Origin of the sequence: Lysinibacillus fusiformis, assembly GCF_002845985.1 — a bacterium.
GTDB classification, from domain to species: Bacteria; Bacillota; Bacilli; order Bacillales_A; family Planococcaceae; genus Lysinibacillus; species Lysinibacillus fusiformis_D.
Genome location: NZ_PDFK01000002.1, coordinates 222,509 through 243,536, shown reverse-complemented (window position 1 = coordinate 243,536; position 21,028 = coordinate 222,509). Strand labels below are relative to the sequence as shown.

Here is a 21,028-nt window from a genome sequence, read left to right as displayed (position 1 = left end):
TTAGTGAAGGTTTTCAAATAAAGTGAAGGTCTTCACTGCTCTTTATGGAGAGGTGTTGTCACGCATCACTTCTCTACATTAATAATAAGAGCTTATTCCCTCTAAGAATACAAATAATGGGCTATTTAATCGCTATATTACTATGAAAAAAAGTAAAGACTCTTTGCAGAATGGTTGATTGGAGTGGAGCCAGCGTCACTCCTAGGGGATTTAGCGTCACAGATGAGACCCTGGAGCGAGCGTAAGTGAGTGAAGCGGCTCATCGGACGCCCCCTGGAAAGGACGCTGGCGGAACGGAAATCTCCCCCTCCCCTTGCAAAGTTGCTTTTTCTGCCTTTGACATGATCTTTTTTCATTATTCCTCTTGCTCATTAAAGTAGTTGAGAATTCCTTGATAAATACCGAGAGTCGCCTGTTCACGGAACTTCGCTGTGGTGATGACACGCTCTTCACTTGAATTACTTAAGAAGCCTAACTCAATAAGGACTGCTTTTTGACGATTTTCTCGTAGTACTAAATAGTTACCTTGTTGTGTGCCACGATCTCTTAACTCTAATTTACTTGATAGTCCATCATGAATCGCTTCAGCAAGCCCTTTTTGATTACTATTCATATAATAGGAGGTGAAGCCGTTAATAGAACTATCGTCTGTTGCATCATAATGGAGACTAATAAAGGCATCTGCTTCATATTGATGGGCAATTGATACACGCTTACGCAATGCCACATATTCATCGGATTCCCTCGTCATGACTACATTGGCGCCAGCCGCACTTAGCTTGGATGCAAGCATAGTAGCTGTTTTCAGCGTAATGCCTTTTTCCTCTGTACCACGTTGACCCGTTGTGCCATGATCATTTCCCCCATGGCCAGCATCAACAACTATTGTTAACCCACTTAACGTCCCTTTTTTACGAGGCTCTTCTTTTTCCTTTTGAGGAATCATCGTTTTATTAGAACTTGTTGTTACAACCCAGTTTGCAACAAATGCTGTTTGATCTTCATCTAATTGAATTTCATAAAAATCATTTTTTACGCCGACAATTGGATAATTTAAGCCAGCATCTACCCGTTCAACCACTTCAGCTGCTGTTGAGGCATCTGTTCGTAAGTTTGTCCCATTATAGATTATGGTAACGGATTCCAACTCTTTGGAAGAGGAAGTTTTGGATGTACTTTTAACTTTATTGGAGAAAGTACCATAAAAGCTATAAACCCAGCCTGTTTTTTTATCATTGTACTGAATTTGTACCCAATTATGTTCATGTGCAATTACTTTAAAGGCTTGACCTTTTTTCGCAGTGCCGATTTTTTTAGCATTCAAGTCTGGTTTTTTACGAACATTGAGGACGTCTACTAAAATAGTAAAGGTTGTGTCCTTGTTAACAGGTGTTGTAGTTGTCGTTACTTCTACGGCATCATCTTTAGGTTCCTTTTCTTTTTTAGGATTATCATTAATCGTGACATAATCCTTTGAAACCCATCCCGTAAGTCCATTCCAATCAATTTTTGCCCATTCAGCATTTTCTTCAATGAGGTTGGCTTGGTTGCCTGTAGAAAGTTGACCAAGAACAGCTGAAGAAATATCTGGATCTGTTCGTATATTTAAACGGTCAACTTGTGAGATGACGGATTTATCGATGGCCTGTTTAGCACTTGTAGGAGCCGTCAGCCATGAAGCAACCCAGCCCTCATAGTTACCTGCTTTTACTTGAATCCAATCACCTTCACGACCGATAGAGGTTAAAGGATCACCTTCTTCTAATGTCGTAATAATGGGATATGATAATCCAGGACCCTCACGCAAATGAAGAATCGTTCCAGCGACTTTTAGATCACTGGTGTCAGCGGAAGCTCTTTGAACAAAGTTCTTATTTGGCATCGCAATCGTTACCATTAGTACGAATATGATTATACTATGTAAAATTTTTGTCCTCATCAGATTCCTCCTATTCCTTGTGCTATTTTACCATGCTTTTGTCATAAAATTCGTGGTAAAATGGTAACGGAATTTGTTATTTTCATTATAGCCCTATGAAAAATACAAAAACAGTTGACATTGGCATGGCTAGTGACTAACATAAAGGGTAATCGAAAAATGATTAATCGCTTATGACCAAGCAAGTAGCGTATACCTCTATTGGAACAGAGAGGGAAAGACTTAGGCTGCAATCTTTCCTACAAAAATGTATCACGCGAATAACACTTGAGAGGCTTTTTTCTGAAAAGCAGTGCTTAGTAGGAAAAAACGGAATCGGCCGTTATCCGATTACGAGGAGGACACATGTAATTAATTGTGTCAACTAGGGTGGAACCGCGGAAGCTTATACAGCTCTCGTCCCTTGCTATGGCAAGGTGACGGGGGCTTTTTTGTTGTTCGAAAAAACTGCGAGATTCTTTTGAGAAAAGGGATGGGTTCGGTTTTAGGTGGTGAGTCTGCTCATCAAAATTGCGAACCTGCTCTAATCAAAGTGAAGACCGCTCTTTGAAGGTGTAACCAAACTCCAACCTGAATGAAAACTGCTCAATCGAAGCATGCCTCCGCCCCAAGTAGAATGACAGCTGCTCTATCATAAGCAATCGATATAGGAGGGATTTACATGAGTTTTAAAGTGCCACGAGGGACACAAGATATTTTGCCAGGTCAATCTGAAAAATGGCAAAAGGTTGAAGCGATTATTCGTGATATTTGTCGTGTTTATCGTTATAACGAAATTCGCACACCGATTTTCGAGCAAACGGATTTGTTTGCGCGTGGTGTTGGTGAAACAACGGATGTTGTGCAAAAGGAAATGTATACATTTGAGGATCGCGGGGGACGTTCACTAACATTACGTCCTGAAAATACGGCTGGTGTCGTACGTGCCTACGTAGAACATAAAATGTTTGGTGCTCCAGATCAGCCCGTTAAGCTTTCTTACTTAGGACCAATGTTCCGCTATGAGCGTCAACAGGCTGGGCGTTATCGTCAATTTGTACAGTTTGGAGTAGAGGCCATTGGTTCAGCAGATCCTGCAATTGATGCGGAAGTCATTGCTCTTGCGATGGATGTTTATGAATCAGCTGGCTTAAAGGATTTAAAACTAGTGATTAATTCACTGGGTGATAAAGAAACGCGTAATACTCACCGTACAGCCTTATTACAGCATTTTGAGCCACATATTCAAGAGTTTTGCTCTGACTGTCAAAATCGTTTGCAAAAAAATCCTTTACGAATTTTAGATTGTAAGGTGGATCGTGAACACCCATTAATGCAAACGGCTCCAGCGTTAACTGATTTCTTAACAGAGGAGTCAGCTGCTTATTTCAGTCAGGTGAAATCGTATTTAGATACATTGGGCATTTCTTATGAGGTGGATCCAAATCTTGTACGTGGGCTTGATTATTACAATCACACAACATTTGAAATTATGTCTACTGCAGCTGGCTTTGGTGCGATTACAACATTATGTGGAGGCGGACGCTACAATGGGCTAGTGCAAGAAATTGGCGGTCCAGATGTACCAGGTATTGGTTTTGCATTAAGTATTGAGCGTTTATTATTAGCACTTGAAGCAGAGGGCGTTGAATTAGATACCGCTTCAGGACTAGATGTTTATATTATCGCAATGGACGCTGAAGCCAAGCAAAAGGCTGTAGAGCTAACTAGTACTTTCCGTGCAAAGGGTCTTGCGACAGAAATGGATTATTTAGATCGTAAAATGAAAGCCCAAATGAAATCAGCGGATCGTCTAGGTGCAAAATACACAATCGTTCTTGGCGAAACAGAGCTTGAAGAGCAAGCAGCTGCCGTGAAACATATGGAATCTGGTGAACAGCACAAAGTGGCATTCTCAGAGCTAGTGAATTATTTATCACAACAATCTTAAAGTAGATACAGGGCATTGCTAGTAGATGCTACATAAATTGAAGATATTTTGGAGGAATTTAACAATGGCTACAAGAACACATGCTAGTAACGAGCTATCAGAGGCGTTACAAGGCGAAAAAGTCGTATTAAAAGGTTGGGTGCAGCGTCGTCGTGACCTTGGTGGTTTGATTTTCATTGATTTACGTGACCGTACGGGAATTACACAGGTCGTATTTAGTCCAGACGTGGCTGAAGCACATGCACTAGCGGATAAAGTACGTAGTGAATATGTGATTGAAGTGGAAGGAACAGTTATCCTTCGTACAGAGGATCAAATTAATCCGAATGTACCAAACGGTAAAATTGAAGTAGAAGCAACAAGTTTAATCGTAATTAATACGGCCAAAACAACACCATTCCAAATTGAAGATCGCACAGATGTATCAGAAGACCTACGTTTAAAATATCGCTATTTGGACTTACGTCGTCCAGTCATGTTCGATACATTCAAAATGCGTTCTGATGTTACACGTACAATCCGTAACTTCTTACAAAATGAAGGCTTCTTAGAAGTAGAAACACCGATTTTAACAAAATCAACGCCAGAGGGTGCCCGTGATTATTTAGTACCATCCCGTGTCCATGAGGGTGAATTTTATGCATTACCACAATCACCACAATTGTTTAAACAATTATTAATGGTTGCAGGCTTTGAAAAGTATTTCCAAATTGCCCGTTGCTTCCGTGATGAAGACTTACGTGCTGACCGTCAACCAGAGTTTACACAGGTGGACATTGAAACTAGCTTCTTAACACAAGAAGAAGTATTAGAAATGAATGAACGCTTAATTCAAGCTGTTATGAAAGAAGTAAAAGGAATCGATATCCCTGCACCTTTCCAGCGTATGAAGTATCAAGAAGCAATGGATCGTTATGGTTCAGATAAACCAGACGTACGTTTTGGATTAGAGCTAGTAGCATTAAATGATATTTTTGAAGGCTGTAATTTCAAAGTATTTGCAGATACTGTTGCACAAGGAAAACAAGTGAAAAGTATCAATATTAAAGGAGCAGCGGACAAATATTCTCGTAAAGACATGGATGAATTAACAAAATTCGTTAGTATTTACGGAGCAAAAGGTCTTGCTTGGTTAAAGGTTACAGAAGAAGGCTTAAATGGCCCAATCGCGAAATTCTTTGACGAAGCGTTAGCAGCAGCTTTAATCGAACGTATGGGAGCAGAAGTTGGCGATATTCTTGTATTCGTGGCGGATAAGGCACCTGTTGTTGCAGCTTCTTTAGGGGCATTACGTTCGAAATTAGGACAAGATTTAAACTTGATTGACGAATCACAATTTGCTTTCCTTTGGATTACTGACTGGCCATTATTTGAATTCTCTGAGGAAGATGGACGTTACTATGCAGCACATCATCCATTCACACGTCCGTTCGATGAAGATATAGCGTTAATGGATACAGATCCTTCAGCAGTTCGTGCACAAGCCTATGATATCGTATTAAACGGTTACGAGCTTGGTGGTGGATCATTACGTATCTATGAACGTGACCTACAGGAAAAAATGTTTGAATTACTTGGCTTTACAGAAGAAGAAGCACAAGCGCAATTTGGCTTCTTATTAGAAGCATTTGAGTATGGCGTGCCACCACATGCAGGTCTTGCCTTTGGTCTTGATCGCTTTGTGATGCTACTAGCAGGACGTACGAATTTACGTGATACTATCGCATTCCCGAAAACAGCAAGTGCTAGCTGCTTAATGACAGAAGCACCGAGCGAAGTATCACCAGAGCAACTAAGTGAATTAAGCTTAGCCATCAAACCATTTAAAAAATAATGAATAAAACAAAATACCTGGATTTCCTAGCAAATATTGTTGAGAATCTAGGTATTTTTTTGTGTTTTTTCAGGAAAATATAGATTATGAGAGAAAATCGTTTGAATTATCAGAAAAGTGGTGTTATGATAACTGTAATACGAATCCTGATGTGTTTGTCTAACTGCTAAATCTACTTCACAGTTTTGACCGAACACTATCGAATCGGGAGCCTTCATTTTGTAGTCGCAAACATGCCCCTAGCGGAGCGGGACGTTTAAAGCTGCAAAGCGGGCACCCCCCTGCAAATTGCGGGTTCAAAACGAATGTTTCTTGGCATTACGGCACAATTGGGATTCGTCCTATACATAGGATTAAAAAGGAGCTTGAGAGTAGCTCCTTTTTTGTTGCCAATTTTTAAAAGAAAGATTTATAGAAAAATTTTGAAAATATGAAAAAATAACTTTTTATTTTAGATGAACGAGCATATAATTGGTATAGACAACTATACCTTTTGGAGAGCGTTCATAAAAAGGTTGGAGGTGATAAGTTTGAAGGACACATTATTAATCTCAAATGTTAGGATTATTAATCCTGATGATCAGCCGTTTAAGGGTGACGTCTATATAGAAGATGGTAAGATCATTCAAATAGGGCAGTGTTTGTCAAGAAAGGCAGTGCAACGTATTGATGGGCAAAATCATGATTGGCTACTGCTCCCTGGCTATATTGATATGCACATTCATGGATCAGCTGGGCATGATACGATGGATGCTAGTCCATTAGCTTTGCATGAAATAGCACAGTCCTTAGTGCAAGAAGGCGTTACAGGTTTCCTTGCTACAACTATGACACAAACTATAGCCAAAATTGAAAGCGCTTTAGTCAATGTGGCGCAATTTGAACAGCAAGAAGGAGAAGCCGTTTTACTGGGCATTCATGTTGAAGGTCCATTTGTTTCGAAAATACGTGCAGGTGCACAGCCAGAAGAATACATGATTAGTCCTACGATTGAACAATTTGCTAATTGGCAAAAAATGAGCTGTTATCGTATCAAACAAATTACCGTCGCACCAGAAATAGAAGGTGGATTCACATTTCTTGAAGCATTAAAGAACTTTAATGTGATTCCGTCTATTGGTCACTCAGATGCTACAATAGAGGAAGTCCATCAAGCAGTATCATTAGGTATAAGTCAAGCCACTCATTTATATAATCAAATGCGACCATTTCATCATCGTGATCCAGGTGTCGTTGGTGGGGTATTATTAGAAGATAACATCAAAGTGGAATTAATTGTTGATTGTGTGCATAGTCATCCTCAAGCAGTCAAGCTAGCCTATCGGACAAAAGGTGCCAAGGGGATCATTCTTATTACGGACGCCATGCGAGCGAAAGGCTTGCAGTATGGTGAATATGATTTAGGTGGGCAAACGGTGTATGTAAGTGAAAAAGGAGCCCATTTAGCGAACGGAGCATTAGCTGGCAGTGTGTTAACAATGGAACAGGCGGTTAAAAATATGAAGGCCATTACGAATTGTTCCTTACAAGAAATAGTCGCCATGTCTTCTACGAATGCCGCTGAACAATTGCAGCTTCCCATGAAAGGTCGAATTGAAGAAGGCTTTGATGCAGATTTTGTCTTGCTAGATCAACAATTAAATGTGCAAAAAACGATTTGTCGAGGTAAAGTTGTATTTGAGAAATCATAAAAGAGGCGATAAGGAAGGTGCAAGATTTGTTAGAGAAAAATTCTCATATACCTATTTATATACAAATAGAAGAGATTATTAAACAAAGAATTTATTTAGAAGAATACAGAATTGGTGAGACGATACCTTCAGAACGTGAACTTTCTGCACAATTTGATGTTAGTAGAATGACTGTGCGTCAATCCATTACCAATCTCGTAAACAGCGGTCTGTTATATCGAGAAAAAGGGAGAGGTACCTATGTTGCTAATCCCAAATTGGAGCAGCCATTAAAGGGCTTAACAAGTTTTACGGAAGATATGCGCGCTAGAGGAATGGAACCAAGCAGTAAGGTGTTACGATTTGAAAAAATCATACCACCAGTGGATATTGCAAGAGATTTAATGATTGAGCCTGGAGAAGAAGTATTCTTTGTGGTGCGAATTAGAAATGCCGATTCTCAGCCAATGGCGATTGAAAGAACGTATATCCCAGTCAAAATCTATCCAGAGTTGGATGAAAAGCAAATAATGGGCTCGCTTTATGCTTTAATCGAAGCAAAGTTCCATCAAAAGATTGGGAATGCCGTACAGCAAATGGAGGCAGCCATTGTCTCAAAAGAAGATAGTAAATTTCTACAGATAAATCAAACAGCACCTGTTTTAATTATCAAACGTACGAGTTATTTATCGGACGGTAAACCATTTGAGCTTGTACGCAGTACGTATCGAGCTGATCGCTATAAATTTATAAGTGAAATTAAAAGGTGATTATATGCATGCATATTTTTCTGAAATCGAAAAGCTCATCCAGATTGTGAAGGAGCAGGAGACTGTTCATTTAAAGGAAGCAGCACAAATCATTGTTCAACGTCTTCAAAGAGGTGGAATCATCCAATTATTTGGCTGCGGCCATTCTCAGCTATTAGCGCAGGAGGCTTTTTATCGAGCTGGTGGTTTAGTACCTGTTCGTCCGATTTTTCTAGAACCTTTGGCATTACATGCTGGAGCACTAGCTTCCTCAATCAATGAGAAGGATCCCACTATTATTGAACAACATAAGGAACAGTTTGATTTTCGTGAAAATGACGTTTGCATTGTCATTTCAACTTCAGGGAGAAATGCGGTCCCTATAGATGCTGCTTTGTTGGCAAAGGAGTCAGGGGTATACGTGTTATCTCTACAATCGCTCCTCTATAGAGAGCAGGTTGCACGTCATCACAGTGGGCACAGGCTTGAAGACGTGGTAGATTTTGTGATCAATACACATATCCCTATTGGAGATGGTGTTTTGCATCTACATGAAATGCAGTATGCGCCAGCTTCTACTGTCATTGGTTCCTTATTATTAAACGCCTTGTTCAGCGAAGTCATCGAAATAATAGCAAAGACGACAAAGGAGTTACCTATTTTTGTCAGCAATAATGTTGACTCGGATTGGTCGCATAATGAAACAATGATGGCCAACTATCAACATCGTATAGATTTTACATGAAAAAGGGGAGACATCGTAAATGAAAAAAATGTATAAAATTACTTCACCTGAGGGCATTCATGCCAGACCTGCTGCACTACTAGTAACTGCAGTAACTCCATTCGAAAGTGATATTCAATTAACGTACAAGGGAAAATCTGTTAATCTAAAGTCTATTATGGGCGTTATGTCATTGGGTGTAACACCTGGTAGTATAGTAGAAATTTCAGCGGCTGGTCCAGATATTGAAAAATTATTTCAAACCGTAACAGAAATCATGGTGTCAAAAGAAATAGGAGAAGAATGTTAAGAGGACAAAAGATTCTTGCAGTGATTGTTTTCATCTCACTGCAGAAGAATCTTTTATAAATAACTGAATTTTTAGAATTAAAATAGGGGTGATTATATGGATATCCACATCGTCTCGCCTAATGATTATAGGCAGATTCATCAATTAAGAGATTATTGTTTTCCGAATAAATACACAGGGGCTCGACGAGAGGACTTTCATTATTGGATAGAGCAGAGTACGACATTAGGAGCTTATGATCATAAAAAGATTGTCGGTCAACTTTTAATATTGCCACTCAACATGACGGTTCATGGTGTTCCTTATAAAATGGGCGGAATCGGCTTTGTTGCAACATATCCTGAGTACCGACAACAAGGGATTATTAAAAGGCTCATGATAGAAGCCCTACAAAAAATGCGTGATAATGGGCAAACCATTTCAGTTTTAGCGCCTTTTTCTGTGTCCTTCTATCGACATTTTGGTTGGGAATTATTTTTTGAGAAGCTTCATTACACGATCCCACAAGCACAATTTCCGTCGTTTGGGAAACAACTGGATATCGTCAAACGGATGAGCTTTGAATGGGTTGAGCCTGAGCTGTTCAAGGAAATAAAGGATTTTCATAATATAATGGCAATATTGCAAAATGGAGGTATGGTAAGAGATGATGCCTGGTGGAAAAGAATTGAGAGAAGGAGCCCTGACAGCCATTTTGCAGCCTATTTTCAAGCAGATAAAATAGAGGGCTATATTCGTTATACCATTCAGCAGGGGACGTTTGTCATTCAAGACTTTATTGTAGCTAATTATTTAGCGGAGCAAGCCATATGGCGTTATATTACGTCACATGCAGCAAGTGTCGATCAAATTACAGGTGTTACTAGCAATCATTATCCCTTTGGTTTTTATTTCAAAGAGCCGCAATTCAAAAGGGAAGTCATACAGGATGTGATGGTTAGAGTCGTAGACGTTGCAGCTTTTATGCAGCAATATCCATGGGGAGATATCACAGAAACATTGACGATACGTATTGACGATTCATTTTGTCATTGGAATGAGCATGTCTATCAAATAAATAAAAATGGTCAAGTGTCCATAATTGAGACAAATTCGGTCTCTGACAAGCATATGTTAACACTACCAATTAATCTTTTTTCTGCAATGATGGTTGGTTATCTTTCCGTCAAAGAGGCTGTTGTCTATGCTAATCAATCGACAGTGGAAAAGACTCTACAACGATGGCAAAGGGCATTGCCTACTGAAAAGCCAGCATTTTATGAGTATTTTTAAGCACTAAATGGTTTGAAAATTTTAAATTTTTTTGGATTTTTTTCTGGACTATACCAGTTGAGTAGAATCGTTTATGTTGCTATAAAAAACAGTAGCCCAATTTTGTAAATAATTACACGGATATAAAATTAATGTAAAAAGTGTATTGTGGTATATACCAATAGGTGCTATTCTCAAAATAAGTAAGCGATTACACAATCAAAAAAACATAAAAAGGAGTGTTTCGAATGAAAAATATTATGTTAGTGTGTGTAGCGGGCATGAGTACTAGTTTATTAGTATCTAAGATGCAAAAAGCTGCTCAAGAGCAAAATATTGAAGCTGATATTTATGCCATTGCTGAAGGTGAGGTGGAAAAAGTATTAGCGACGAAAAAAGCGGATGTGCTGTTATTAGGTCCTCAGGTTCGCTATTTAAAGGGGTCATTTGAAACAAAATTCAAGGATAGGGGCTTTCCAATCGATGTCATCAATATGGCAGATTATGGCATGATGAATGGTGAAAATGTCCTGAAGCAAGCACTACACTTAATTGGATGAAAAAGGGGTTAAAGGGAATGGGAGAAGCAGCATTAATGGAGTCCATTATGGGTCTTATTGTGCATAGTGGCAATACGAAAAGTGAGTGTATGGAAGCTCTTCAGCTAGCAAAAAAGGGGCAAGTTGAGGAAGCAAAAGAAAAAATTAAATTAGCAAATGAGTCTTTAATTGAAGCACATCATGCTCAAACGGGGTTACTGTCTCAAGAAGCAAGGGGAGAAAAAGTAGAGGTTTCCATGTTATTAATTCATGCGCAAGATCATTTAATGAATGCTATTACTTTTCGCGATTTAGCGCAAGAAATGATTGAGTTATATGAACGAATCAAAGGGGAGTAACATCAAATTTTGATGTCACAATAAAAAGCAAAGGGAGTGTATGTGGATGTTCCGTTTTTTAGAAGAAAAATTTGTACCGGTTGCTGCTAGGGTTGGGAATCAGCGTCATTTAGTTGCTATTCGTGACGGCTTTATTACGATCATGCCGTTGACAATTGTTGGATCATTAGCTGTACTTATTAACAATTTGCCCATTAAATTATATCAAAATGCACTCGATGCCATTTGGAAGCATGAGACATGGACACAGTTTGGGGGGAATATTTGGGGAGCGACATTTGGAATTATCTCTCTATTATTAGCCTTTTGTGTTGCCTATCATCTGACAAAAAGCTATGACAAGGATGCATTATCTGGTGGGGTAATAGGGCTTGCCAGTTATATGACATTTGGTACGTTTGGTGAAGGGGGATTAACGGGTTTAACGACAGGTACAGGAGGAATATTTGTTGCCCTCATTACCGCTTTAATTTCCGCAGAACTATTTTCTCGTTTATCTGGCAATCCAAAGCTTTTAATTAAAATGCCTGCAGGTGTGCCATCCGCTGTGTCAAAGTCATTTGCAGCATTACTTCCAGCAATTATAACAATTGGTTTATTAGCATTAGTTCGTACGATCATTTCTGCTGGGTTTGATATACCTGATATTATTGGAACGTTTTATTCATCGATTCAAGAGCCATTTATGGGCTTAACAAATACATGGGTAGCTGGACTTATTTTAGCCTTCATTCCAACATTTTTATGGACATTTGGTATTCATGGGGCAAATATTATCGAGCCGTTTATGCAATCGATTAATCTACAAGCAATTGATGCTAACGTTGCAGCCATTTCTGCTGGAAAAGTCGCACCTTACATTATTAACAAACCGTTCTTTGACGCTTTTATTAATATGGGTGGCTCAGGTACAACGATCGCTTTAATTATCGCAATATTCATTATTGCTCGTAAAAACAAACAATATAATACGGTTGGTAAATTATCCGCTGCTCCCGGATTATTTAATATTAATGAACCATTACTATTTGGTTTACCAATTGTCTTAAATCCAATTTTATTTGTACCATTTATTTTGACACCAATGGTCAATGTGACAATTGCTTTCTTTGTAACAAAATGGGGTTGGGTGCCAGCAGCAACGATTGCTGTTCCATGGACGACGCCTCCAATTATTAATGGTTTCCTAGTCACGCAATCTTGGCGTGGAGCTGTACTGAGTATTGTCTTAATTGTTGTAGCTATTTGTATCTATTTACCATTTTTATCCATGGCTAATCGCTTGTCAAGACAGAATGAACAAAAGGCTGCTTTAGCAGCACAGAGCGAACAATCTGTTGTGGAATCCCAAGGGGAAAAAGTAGAAGTATAAGCGTCAATTAACGGAGGGTTTGAAGTGAGAAGATTAGGAATTTCGCTATATCCACAGCATAGTACACTAGACGAAATGAAGCGCTATGTTCAACTTGCTCATGACAATGGCTTTGATCGGATCTTTACCTGTTTGATGTCATTAAAACAGGAGGGGGAGCGTCAGAAATTACAGCAAATTAATGCCTTTGCGCAGCAGCTTGGTTTTGACATATCGGCTGATATCGCACCAGCTGTTTTTGATGATTTAGGCTTAACCTTTAAAGATATTGGCTATTTGAAGGAACATTATTATTTGGCAGCCTTACGTTTAGATATGGGATTTTCTGGTCAGGAAGAAGCGTTGATGTCACTTGACGCAAGTAATCTAAAAATAGAATTAAACATTAGTAACGGGACGAAATATGTAGACAATATTGTTTCTTACCAGCCCAATAAAGAGAACATTATCGGGTGTCATAATTTTTATCCAAGACGCTTTACTGGGCTATCTCGTCAGCACTTTTTACAAACATCCCAACACTTTAAAGCACACAACTTGAGAACTGCCGCGATGATCTCCTCGCAGCATGGTCAATTTGGGCCTTGGGAGCAAACGGAGTACGGGTTACCTACATTAGAGGAGCATCGTCATCTTCCTATCACTGTACAAGCGAAAGATTTATGGCATACAGGGCTCATTGATGATTGTATTATTGGCAATATGTATGCCTCAGAGGAGGAAATACGTGCGTTAGGTCAATTAAATCGCAATAAGCTTGAAATAAAGGTTGTCCCGTCAGCAGACACGAGTGTTTTAGAGGAAACGATTCTTTTTAAAGAGCCCCATTTTAATAGAGGGGATGTCTCTGAGTATGTCATTCGTAGTACACAATCTCGGGTTAAATATAAAAACGGAGATTTTCCTGTGCATGATACACGACCATTAAAAAGAGGCGATATCACGATTGATAATAATTTGGATGTTCGTTATAAGGGGGAGCTACAAATTGTTCTAAAAGAAATCCCAAATGCCGGGTCGAGCAATGTTATCGCTAGCGTTGTTGAGGAAGAACAATTTTTATTAGCACATATTCAACCATGGGCATCATTCGGCTTTACAAAATGAAAAAAGGTGAGAAAGGGATTGAGTCATCAATCTCACAGACTTGTAGCCATCGAGAAGTTCACTCTCGATGGCTTTTGTCATTTTTCTTTCTTTGTTCAATATTTGATAAACCAATCCATAATCAGAATAGGGGTTCTCTACTAATGGATAAATAAACGAAAAATTAATAGTGGCCTCTAATTTTCGCACTTAATGATCTTGTCGTACCAATTGATCAATCGTAAACATTTCTAATTGTTTACATTCGTTGATTTTATTCTTCGTCAGCATCGTTTTTCACTTCAAAAGTTTACTTTTCATCAACATATATGGATGGAGTTACTTTATATAGATGTTGAATGTAGCGAAGGACGGTGACTCCTGCGGGGAAAGTAGCTCGACACCGCATGTGGAAAGTATCAGCTTGGAGTGGAATCAACCGTTTCCCTTTAGACAATAATGCCAAGGAAGCATTCCAACTTTATTTTAAAATCCTTGTTTAATTACTTTTATTTGGATGGTTTTCAGTAGGCAATCTTCATTTTTTTCTTTATATTTTTCTCTTGAACAATAACATGATAAAATGTAAGATAGATTTTGATTTTATCTTAGTATATAACTAGGTTTACTAATAAAATACACAGATGGAGAGTGTCAGGATGTTACATCAATTTTCACGTAACGAGCTCGCTATAGGAACAGAGGGTCTCGAAAAATTAAAAAATACAACGGTTGCCATACTTGGTGTAGGTGGTGTTGGTTCATTTGCAGCTGAGGCATGCGCAAGAAGTGGAATCGGTCGCATTATTTTAGTTGATAAGGATAATGTCGATATTACAAATGTCAACAGACAACTAGTGGCATATCTATCAACTGTAGGCAAATCTAAATCAGCTGTCATGAAAGAGCGCATTGCAGATATTAACCCAGCATGTGAAGTCATTGATATGCACATGTTTTACACGGAAGAAACCTATGAAAAGTTTTTCGCACAAGGCATTGATTATGTCATTGATGCAAGCGATACAGTGATGTACAAAATTCATCTAATGAAGGAATGCTTGAAACGTAATATCCCTATTATTTCAAGTATGGGTGCAGCAAATAAAATGGATCCTACTCGTTTCCAAATTGCGGATATATCAAAAACACATACAGATCCATTAGCAAAAATAATTCGTACAAAGCTTCGTAAAGAGGGTATTCATAAGGGTGTAACAGTTGTTTTTTCTGATGAAAGTCCAATTGTTGTACGTCCTGATGTCGTAGAGCATGTTGGTAAGCCTGATGCGGCAATTCGTAAGGCAAAAATGCCACCTTCATCCAATGCCTTTGTACCGTCCGTAGCAGGTTTAATTGCGGCGAGCTGGGTAGTCAATACCATCTTAAAAGATGTGAAAATTACGCGCGTACAAGGATAATGTCAGAGAATTATTTTAAAAAAACAGCATAATGGATTATTTTCGTAGAAGTAGCTGCCTCATTGTTTTGAGAAGTAGCTACTTTTTCTATGTTACAATTAGACCGTTGAAAAAAGGAGGCGCATACAGATGGAAAAAATTTATCAAATGGAATATAGAGGTTTAAATCTTTTCGATGAAATTAGCACTGTAGAGATAGCGATTGATGAAGAGAAGCAAACTATACATATTTTTGATGTTGGACAAGTAGTCAGCCCCATTTTTAATTTTGATGTATCTGCCTATGAATTGTCCGATGGTTTTTATAAAATGGCGGATGTTCTGCGGCATAAGAAAATCTTAACGAGTCATCAAGCAGATAATAATGTAACATTAAGTGAATGGTTAATTATGAACAATGCTTATTTTTATATACCTCAAAAGCGCATTAAAAAATATATGCAGGGGAGCATTATTGAAATTGTTGACCGGGCAAAGGAACCCTGGTTATTTGATGATTATGTACAAAGGGTATAATTTTACCAAAATAGTTCGTCTTATGTACATAAAATGCTATTAATTCACGAAATTGTCTTATTTTTTTCATGTCCTCACTACTCCATATAGTTTATTGATATAATTTAAATCATCCATTAGATAATCGATCAGTTTGTTTGGGATGCTCCGAGCTACTTAGTAAATAGCCAGGAAGTTAAAACAGCAAATGACATATGGGAGAGTGGGAAAATGGAAATTCAAGTAATTCGTGATCATTTAGATATTGTCAAACTTCAAGAGAAAATGAATGCCATTGTATTTGACTATTTGGATACATCTAATAATTATCCGAAAGCTATGAGAGGGTTGAATCCTTTATATAGTCAAGTAACAACTTATTATAAAGAGTATGTTGATCATCGATCAGGGGAATTACCAAGCGCAAATACGTATTGGCATTTGTTTATCGATTGTTGTGCAAAATTATGTTACTTTTTAGCTGCATCGACCTATTATTCTTCGAATGCCTTGCAAAAAACACCTGAAAAAGTGGAGCGTTTATTAACAATAGCAGCTTATTCCTTACCGGGAATTGAACAGGAAGAGAATGAATTATTATTAACAGATATCTTTGCTCTCTTAACGGAAGTGCTAGAGGATGAAGAAAAAATGACAACGATACGCAATGAAGTGCTTGCACAAAAGGGTGATGTGAAGCAGTGTCTGGAACAGTTCAAAGCATTTGTTGATGAAGAACTGACAGCCTAGACATTATTAGACTAGCTATTTTCAGAAAATAGCCTATACGACAAGAATCTACGTAACTTTTGTAAGTAATTCTCGTTTTTCTATACTAGAAAAAAGTGGATTTACTTGCTTCGTTTTGTTTCGTGGGTTCTTTTTTGTTATTTGGAAAGTAAAAAAAGACCATTTTACTTAAAGGGAATTATGATTTTTTGTCGAATTATAGTTAAAAAATGGGTTCTCCTATGATCATTTTATTCAACACTGTAAGAACTTATTGAAAGGGGGCTAGGCAATGATTGTAAACGGTATAGAATTAGATTTGGCGAATTTGGAAAAACCGCTTTTACTAGTTAGTGAGGAAGATGAGCATTTATTTCAACGACTTATCCAACCAACGATTGAGAAGGAACTTATACAGTGTCAATTAGCGCTCTCTACAAGAAAATCTATTTCATTGGTCAAAGATATTTGGTTGGCAATGTATAGGGATCGAGAAAAGTTATACATTAATAGTGGTCATGCCATGCTGTACCCAATTCGTTTAATTCTTTTTGAATTAGTGACACAAGCAGAATCTTTCCAGCGCTTAGCAAAAAAGTCGCGTGGTGATGCATGTCTTTCCCTTATATATGCAGTTATTCTTATACAATTTGTCTTGCAGTGGTTAAAGGATCGGTTTAGTGGAAACCAAGAGGTATATGGTGCATTAAAGCGGTTATACAGAGTGACGGATGATGAATTAAATAGAGAGCCATCCTATGAAACAAGAGAACAAAAAATTGCACAAGCTATTGCTGTAAAAGCAATTCGCTTTGAAGTGAGAGAAAACAATCAAGAATTCGCGAGTGTGTTGTATCAATCGTATAATTTGATTGTTTTTTTGCATAGTAAGGTCAATGAAGAGGATGGGGAAGAATCCCTTTTGTCATTACTTCGACATGTAGCAGAACCATTAAATTTGTTTTATAAAGAGCGATACACAGCAAATAACCAGAGCTTTACAGGATGATCATCAAAGCAGCCCATCCTGTTATTTTGTAAAAAAGCAAAGTCACTATCAGTACTGGAAATCGTGACTTTGCTTTTGTGCTGTTATTGATGGAACGATTTGAGCTTTTCATAGATGCCTGCCATTCGTTTTTCTTCTCCAGCAATAACAGGTTTATAAAATTCTGTTCCTACAAGTTCATCCGGTAAATATTGCTGGTCTACCCAACCACCAAAAGTGCCAATGGGTGTGTTATGTGGATATTGATAGCCAACATGTCCTAAATCTTTCGCTCCCTCGTAATGAGCATCTCGTAAATGATGAGGAATATCACCCGTTTTGCCTTCATGAATTGCTGTAATGGCAGCGTCTATTGCAGCTATGGCAGAATTGGATTTAGAGGCAAGGCACATTTCTATGACGGCGCTTGCGAGTGGAATACGTGCCTCAGGTAACCCTAGTCGTTCGGCTGCTTGGATGGCAGCCAGCATATGAGGACCAACATCGGGATTGGCAAGACCAATATCTTCATAAGCCATCACAAGCAGGCGCCTGCTGACGGCCACTAAATCGCCTGTTTCCAATAAATGCGCTAAATAATATAAAGCAGCATTGGTATCACTGCCACGTACAGATTTTTGCAAGGCGGAAAGTAAATTATAAAAATGTGAACCTTTTTTATCGCCATAAACACCGATTCGGCTAATGAGATGTTCGATAACATGATCAGCTGCAAGCGTCTGCCCATCAACCTCATCACTCGCATAATAAATGGATTCTAGTAGTGTTAATGCCTTCCGTGCATCCCCGTTTGCGGCTCCTGCAATTTGCTCAATTTGAGTGGGTGTTAATACAAAATGATATTTACCTAACCCTCGTTTTTCATCTGCTAGTGCTTTTTCAATCAACTCAATTAAATTTTCCTTTGTCAGCCGTTTTAGCTGGTAAATTTCTCCACAGCGTGAACGAATAGCTGGATTGACGTCATGGTAAGGATTTTCTGTTGTGGCCCCAATTAATACAATTGAGCCATTTTCAACATGTGGTAACAAAGTATCTTGCTGTAATTTATTGAAACGATGAATTTCATCCAAAAAAAGAAGTACTTTTCCAGAGATTCTGGCTTCTTGTACGATATCTTCCACATCTTTTTTGCCAGCTCGCGTTGCATTGAGTGCAAAGAAAGGGAGCTTGGAGCTTCCTGCAATGGCATTGGCAATAGAAGTTTTACCGATTCCAGGTTCTCCGTATAGCAACATGGAAGGTACATGTTCGTTTTGAATCATTTTATACAGGGCTGTATTAGGACCAATGAAATCCTGATGCCCAACTATTTCATCAAGGGTTAAAGGACGCATTCGAAAAGCGAGTGGTTCATTATGCAATTTAGTTCCCCCTTTCAGTCGTTGTCATTTTTTGCTTCGACCATGTTTATACGCTAAAATAAAGCGCTGATTGTTATTTTTGAACGATTTTTAATCGCATTTATTAGTATATCACATCCTTCTAGGTGTATTTCCGAGTTCATCAAGAGGAGATTATGATATACTGTTTGTAGTATTTTGACTAGACTAATTGAGGGTGATAAAATGAAAATTTCAACAAAGGGCCGTTACGGGCTTACGATTATGATTGAATTAGCAAAGCATTATGGTGAAGGGCCGATTCCATTGCGTAAAATTGCTGCGGAAAAGGAGCTTTCTGAAGCATATTTAGAGCAATTAGTGTCTCCGCTTCGTAATTCAGGCTTAGTAAAAAGTGTACGTGGTGCTTATGGTGGTTATATGCTAGCGAATCCACCTAGCGAAATTTCAGCAGCCCATGTTATTAGTGTGCTAGAAGGGCCTATTCAACCAGTAGAGGGTATTGAAAATGAGGAAGCGCCACAACGAGAGTTATGGCTACGTATTCGCGATGCAGTAAAAAATGTGTTAGATACAACGACAATTGAAGACCTAGCACAATATACAGAAGAAAATGTAGCGGAAGGTTACATGTTCTATATTTAAAATGTTCGAGCTAAAGTGCTACGCCCGCATCAATCTCATTCATTTTGTGAAATAGTCTTATCGCAATGGCTATTTTTACGATGAGTGATGTGGGTTTTTGCGCTTCTGATCTTGATTCAGGAGAGGACTCCACTTATGAAGGGTGAGCTGAATGCGGTGCTGATTTTTTCAGTGAGTGTTCAAACGATCACTGAATCAAGATAAAGTCTCTGGCGAAAGTCACAGATTTTGAAGAGAGGTCTGCATGATGCAGGTCAGTTACCGTTGTCACAGAATGTGACGAGAGTAGGCTAACTGTTACTCATTAGTTTGAAAAGAATGGACGTATTGTTTATCTGCGCGAAAGTGAAGTGTCAGCGGCAATTACGTCGAGGCGTAATTGATCAAAAAGGAGTTTTCAACATGAATTCATATATTTATCTCGATCATGCGGCTACATCTCCGATGAATGGCCAAGTAATAGAAGCGATGACGACTGCTATGCAGCAGGTTTTTGGCAACGCATCAAGTATTCATGGCGCAGGTCGAGAAGCACGAAAATATTTAGACAATGCACGTGAGTTATTAGCGAAATCCATCGGTGCCCAAGCAGGGGAAATTATTTTCACAAGCGGCGGCACGGAAGCTGATAATACAGCCATTTTAGGCACTGTCTATGCCCGTGCGAACGAAGGGAAACACATCATTACAACACAAGTAGAGCATCATGCGGTGTTACATACTTGTGAAAAACTTGAACGCGATGGCTTTGAGGTGACCTATTTACCAGTAGATCAATTGGGACGTGTAGCGGTTGAAGATGTTCAAGAAGCCCTTCGCGAAGATACTATTTTAGTGACGATTATGTATGGTAATAATGAAGTAGGTACAATTCAGCCTATTGCTGAAATTGGTGAGCTATTGCGTGAGCATCATGCCACATTCCATACAGATGCAGTTCAAGCTTACGGCTTGGAGAAAATAGATGTAAACCAATTACAGGTGGATTTATTGAGTGTATCTGCACATAAAATCAATGGTCCTAAAGGTGTTGGATTCCTTTACCAAAAGACAGGAACACCGTTAGCGAGCTTTGCTCTTGGGGGCGCACAAGAGAAAAAACGTCGCGCAGGTACTGAAAATATTCCAGCCATTATTGGTTTTGCGACTGCTGTGCAAGTTGCAAATAAGTTGCGTGAAGAAAAGCGTTCACTATACAATCACTTTAAGCAAATTATGCTCGAAGTTTTTACACAGGAAAAGCTAGCGTTCCATGTGAATGGTGAAGAAAAGCATTCATTGCCTCATGTACTAAATATTAGCTTTAAAGGGATGGAAGTAGAATCGTTTCTAGTGAATCTTGATATGGCAGGTATTTGTGTATCAAGTGGTTCAGCATGTACCGCTGGTTCGATTGATCCATCGCATGTGTTAGTAGCGATGTTCGGGCAAGGAGCAGAGGAATTACGAAACTCCATCCGATTTAGCTTTGGGCAAGATTTAACGGAAAACGATATACGCGATGCAGCGGAAAAAACAGCTCAAATTGTGAAAAAACTAGCTAACAAATAATTTGCGCAATACGACGTTATGTTTCTATAACTTTTGAAGCATCAACTGTAATTAGATAAAAGAAAAGGTGAC

Annotated in this window: 19 protein-coding genes, 1 other RNA gene, 1 pseudogene and 1 other annotated feature; of the genes and pseudogenes, 18 read left to right on the top strand and 3 right to left on the bottom strand. The window is 38.7% G+C overall.

The features are described 5' to 3' along the window. Nucleotides 1-355: 355 nt before the first annotated feature. On the bottom strand, nucleotides 356-1,939 hold the full coding sequence (locus CRI88_RS07255) for an N-acetylmuramoyl-L-alanine amidase family protein (protein WP_101966511.1): 1,584 nt from the start codon (nucleotides 1,937-1,939) through the stop codon (nucleotides 356-358). A 164-nt stretch (nucleotides 1,940-2,103) separates the two neighbouring features. After that, nucleotides 2,104-2,346, top strand: a binding site (T-box leader). Nucleotides 2,347-2,600: 254 nt separating this feature from the next. Between CRI88_RS07255 and hisS the strand changes: the two genes are divergently transcribed. The 12 genes from hisS to CRI88_RS07190 all read left to right on the top strand — a co-directional run bounded on the left by hisS (nucleotide 2,601) and on the right by CRI88_RS07190 (nucleotide 13,784). After that, nucleotides 2,601-3,869: a histidine--tRNA ligase gene (gene hisS, locus CRI88_RS07245; RefSeq protein ID WP_058844051.1), complete on the top strand. Its 1,269-nt coding sequence runs from the start codon at nucleotides 2,601-2,603 to the stop codon at nucleotides 3,867-3,869. Between the two features lie 64 nt (nucleotides 3,870-3,933). Then, a complete protein-coding gene (gene aspS / locus CRI88_RS07240; RefSeq protein ID WP_101966510.1) occupies nucleotides 3,934-5,703 on the top strand; it encodes an aspartate--tRNA ligase in 1,770 nt (589 codons plus the stop codon). A 140-nt stretch (nucleotides 5,704-5,843) separates the two neighbouring features. Next, nucleotides 5,844-6,043: non-coding RNA, 6S RNA (gene ssrS, locus CRI88_RS07235), on the top strand. A gap of 190 nt (nucleotides 6,044-6,233) precedes the next feature. Further along, a complete protein-coding gene (gene nagA, locus CRI88_RS07230; protein WP_257982877.1) occupies nucleotides 6,234-7,394 on the top strand; it encodes an N-acetylglucosamine-6-phosphate deacetylase in 1,161 nt (386 codons plus the stop codon). 26 nt (nucleotides 7,395-7,420) lie between these two features. Beyond that, nucleotides 7,421-8,143: a GntR family transcriptional regulator gene (locus tag CRI88_RS07225; RefSeq protein WP_036124397.1), complete on the top strand. Its 723-nt coding sequence runs from the start codon at nucleotides 7,421-7,423 to the stop codon at nucleotides 8,141-8,143. 4 nt (nucleotides 8,144-8,147) lie between these two features. Beyond that, a complete protein-coding gene (locus CRI88_RS07220) occupies nucleotides 8,148-8,867 on the top strand; it encodes a sugar isomerase domain-containing protein (protein ID WP_101966508.1) in 720 nt (239 codons plus the stop codon). Between the two features lie 19 nt (nucleotides 8,868-8,886). Beyond that, a complete protein-coding gene (locus CRI88_RS07215; RefSeq protein WP_036124382.1) occupies nucleotides 8,887-9,156 on the top strand; it encodes an HPr family phosphocarrier protein in 270 nt (89 codons plus the stop codon). Nucleotides 9,157-9,252: 96 nt separating this feature from the next. After that, complete coding sequence (locus CRI88_RS07210) at nucleotides 9,253-10,428, top strand: GNAT family N-acetyltransferase (RefSeq protein WP_101966507.1); 1,176 nt, start codon at nucleotides 9,253-9,255, stop codon at nucleotides 10,426-10,428. A gap of 227 nt (nucleotides 10,429-10,655) precedes the next feature. Further along, nucleotides 10,656-10,967, top strand: coding sequence for a PTS sugar transporter subunit IIB (locus CRI88_RS07205; protein WP_036124378.1), 312 nt, complete (start codon nucleotides 10,656-10,658; stop codon nucleotides 10,965-10,967). A 17-nt stretch (nucleotides 10,968-10,984) separates the two neighbouring features. After that, nucleotides 10,985-11,305: a PTS lactose/cellobiose transporter subunit IIA gene (locus CRI88_RS07200; protein WP_036124376.1), complete on the top strand. Its 321-nt coding sequence runs from the start codon at nucleotides 10,985-10,987 to the stop codon at nucleotides 11,303-11,305. A 46-nt stretch (nucleotides 11,306-11,351) separates the two neighbouring features. Further along, nucleotides 11,352-12,677 (top strand): PTS sugar transporter subunit IIC, encoded by a 1,326-nt coding sequence (locus CRI88_RS07195; RefSeq protein WP_036124372.1) that lies wholly within the window; start codon nucleotides 11,352-11,354, stop codon nucleotides 12,675-12,677. A 24-nt stretch (nucleotides 12,678-12,701) separates the two neighbouring features. Then, entirely contained in the window at nucleotides 12,702-13,784 is a 1,083-nt protein-coding gene (locus CRI88_RS07190; protein ID WP_101966506.1) for a DUF871 domain-containing protein, read from the top strand. A gap of 114 nt (nucleotides 13,785-13,898) precedes the next feature. Here CRI88_RS07190 and CRI88_RS07185 read toward each other — a convergent pair. After that, a pseudogene (locus tag CRI88_RS07185) lies at nucleotides 13,899-14,054 on the bottom strand (IS5/IS1182 family transposase); the annotation flags it as partial. 368 nt (nucleotides 14,055-14,422) lie between these two features. Here CRI88_RS07185 and CRI88_RS07180 point away from each other — a divergent pair. The 4 genes from CRI88_RS07180 to CRI88_RS07165 all read left to right on the top strand — a co-directional run bounded on the left by CRI88_RS07180 (nucleotide 14,423) and on the right by CRI88_RS07165 (nucleotide 17,417). Beyond that, nucleotides 14,423-15,184, top strand: a complete 762-nt coding sequence (locus CRI88_RS07180; protein WP_101966505.1) for a tRNA threonylcarbamoyladenosine dehydratase — start codon at nucleotides 14,423-14,425, stop codon at nucleotides 15,182-15,184. Between the two features lie 129 nt (nucleotides 15,185-15,313). Continuing rightward, a complete protein-coding gene (locus tag CRI88_RS07175; RefSeq protein WP_101966504.1) occupies nucleotides 15,314-15,700 on the top strand; it encodes a hypothetical protein in 387 nt (128 codons plus the stop codon). Nucleotides 15,701-15,910: 210 nt separating this feature from the next. After that, nucleotides 15,911-16,429, top strand: a complete 519-nt coding sequence (locus CRI88_RS07170; protein ID WP_036124364.1) for a hypothetical protein — start codon at nucleotides 15,911-15,913, stop codon at nucleotides 16,427-16,429. Nucleotides 16,430-16,700: 271 nt separating this feature from the next. After that, nucleotides 16,701-17,417, top strand: a complete 717-nt coding sequence (locus tag CRI88_RS07165) for a hypothetical protein (RefSeq protein ID WP_101966503.1) — start codon at nucleotides 16,701-16,703, stop codon at nucleotides 17,415-17,417. 83 nt (nucleotides 17,418-17,500) lie between these two features. On the opposite strand, the gene CRI88_RS07160 is transcribed toward CRI88_RS07165, so the two are convergent. Next, nucleotides 17,501-18,781: a replication-associated recombination protein A gene (locus CRI88_RS07160; RefSeq protein ID WP_058844057.1), complete on the bottom strand. Its 1,281-nt coding sequence runs from the start codon at nucleotides 18,779-18,781 to the stop codon at nucleotides 17,501-17,503. Between the two features lie 204 nt (nucleotides 18,782-18,985). Between CRI88_RS07160 and cymR the strand changes: the two genes are divergently transcribed. Then, a complete protein-coding gene (gene cymR, locus CRI88_RS07155) occupies nucleotides 18,986-19,405 on the top strand; it encodes a cysteine metabolism transcriptional regulator CymR (RefSeq protein WP_008181126.1) in 420 nt (139 codons plus the stop codon). A gap of 402 nt (nucleotides 19,406-19,807) precedes the next feature. After that, nucleotides 19,808-20,956, top strand: coding sequence for a cysteine desulfurase family protein (locus CRI88_RS07150; protein WP_101966502.1), 1,149 nt, complete (start codon nucleotides 19,808-19,810; stop codon nucleotides 20,954-20,956). Nucleotides 20,957-21,028 lie beyond the last annotated feature (72 nt).

Coding starts and splice junctions, on each gene's coding strand:
- CRI88_RS07255 (WP_101966511.1), bottom strand. CDS start 1,939: ATGAGGACAAAAATTTTACATAGTATAATCATATTCGTACTAATGGTA.
- hisS (WP_058844051.1), top strand. CDS start 2,601: ATGAGTTTTAAAGTGCCACGAGGGACACAAGATATTTTGCCAGGTCAA.
- aspS (WP_101966510.1), top strand. CDS start 3,934: ATGGCTACAAGAACACATGCTAGTAACGAGCTATCAGAGGCGTTACAA.
- CRI88_RS07220 (WP_101966508.1), top strand. CDS start 8,148: ATGCATGCATATTTTTCTGAAATCGAAAAGCTCATCCAGATTGTGAAG.
- CRI88_RS07215 (WP_036124382.1), top strand. CDS start 8,887: ATGAAAAAAATGTATAAAATTACTTCACCTGAGGGCATTCATGCCAGA.
- CRI88_RS07210 (WP_101966507.1), top strand. CDS start 9,253: ATGGATATCCACATCGTCTCGCCTAATGATTATAGGCAGATTCATCAA.
- CRI88_RS07205 (WP_036124378.1), top strand. CDS start 10,656: ATGAAAAATATTATGTTAGTGTGTGTAGCGGGCATGAGTACTAGTTTA.
- CRI88_RS07200 (WP_036124376.1), top strand. CDS start 10,985: ATGGGAGAAGCAGCATTAATGGAGTCCATTATGGGTCTTATTGTGCAT.
- CRI88_RS07195 (WP_036124372.1), top strand. CDS start 11,352: ATGTTCCGTTTTTTAGAAGAAAAATTTGTACCGGTTGCTGCTAGGGTT.
- CRI88_RS07180 (WP_101966505.1), top strand. CDS start 14,423: ATGTTACATCAATTTTCACGTAACGAGCTCGCTATAGGAACAGAGGGT.
- CRI88_RS07175 (WP_101966504.1), top strand. CDS start 15,314: ATGGAAAAAATTTATCAAATGGAATATAGAGGTTTAAATCTTTTCGAT.
- CRI88_RS07170 (WP_036124364.1), top strand. CDS start 15,911: ATGGAAATTCAAGTAATTCGTGATCATTTAGATATTGTCAAACTTCAA.
- CRI88_RS07165 (WP_101966503.1), top strand. CDS start 16,701: ATGATTGTAAACGGTATAGAATTAGATTTGGCGAATTTGGAAAAACCG.
- cymR (WP_008181126.1), top strand. CDS start 18,986: ATGAAAATTTCAACAAAGGGCCGTTACGGGCTTACGATTATGATTGAA.
- CRI88_RS07150 (WP_101966502.1), top strand. CDS start 19,808: ATGAATTCATATATTTATCTCGATCATGCGGCTACATCTCCGATGAAT.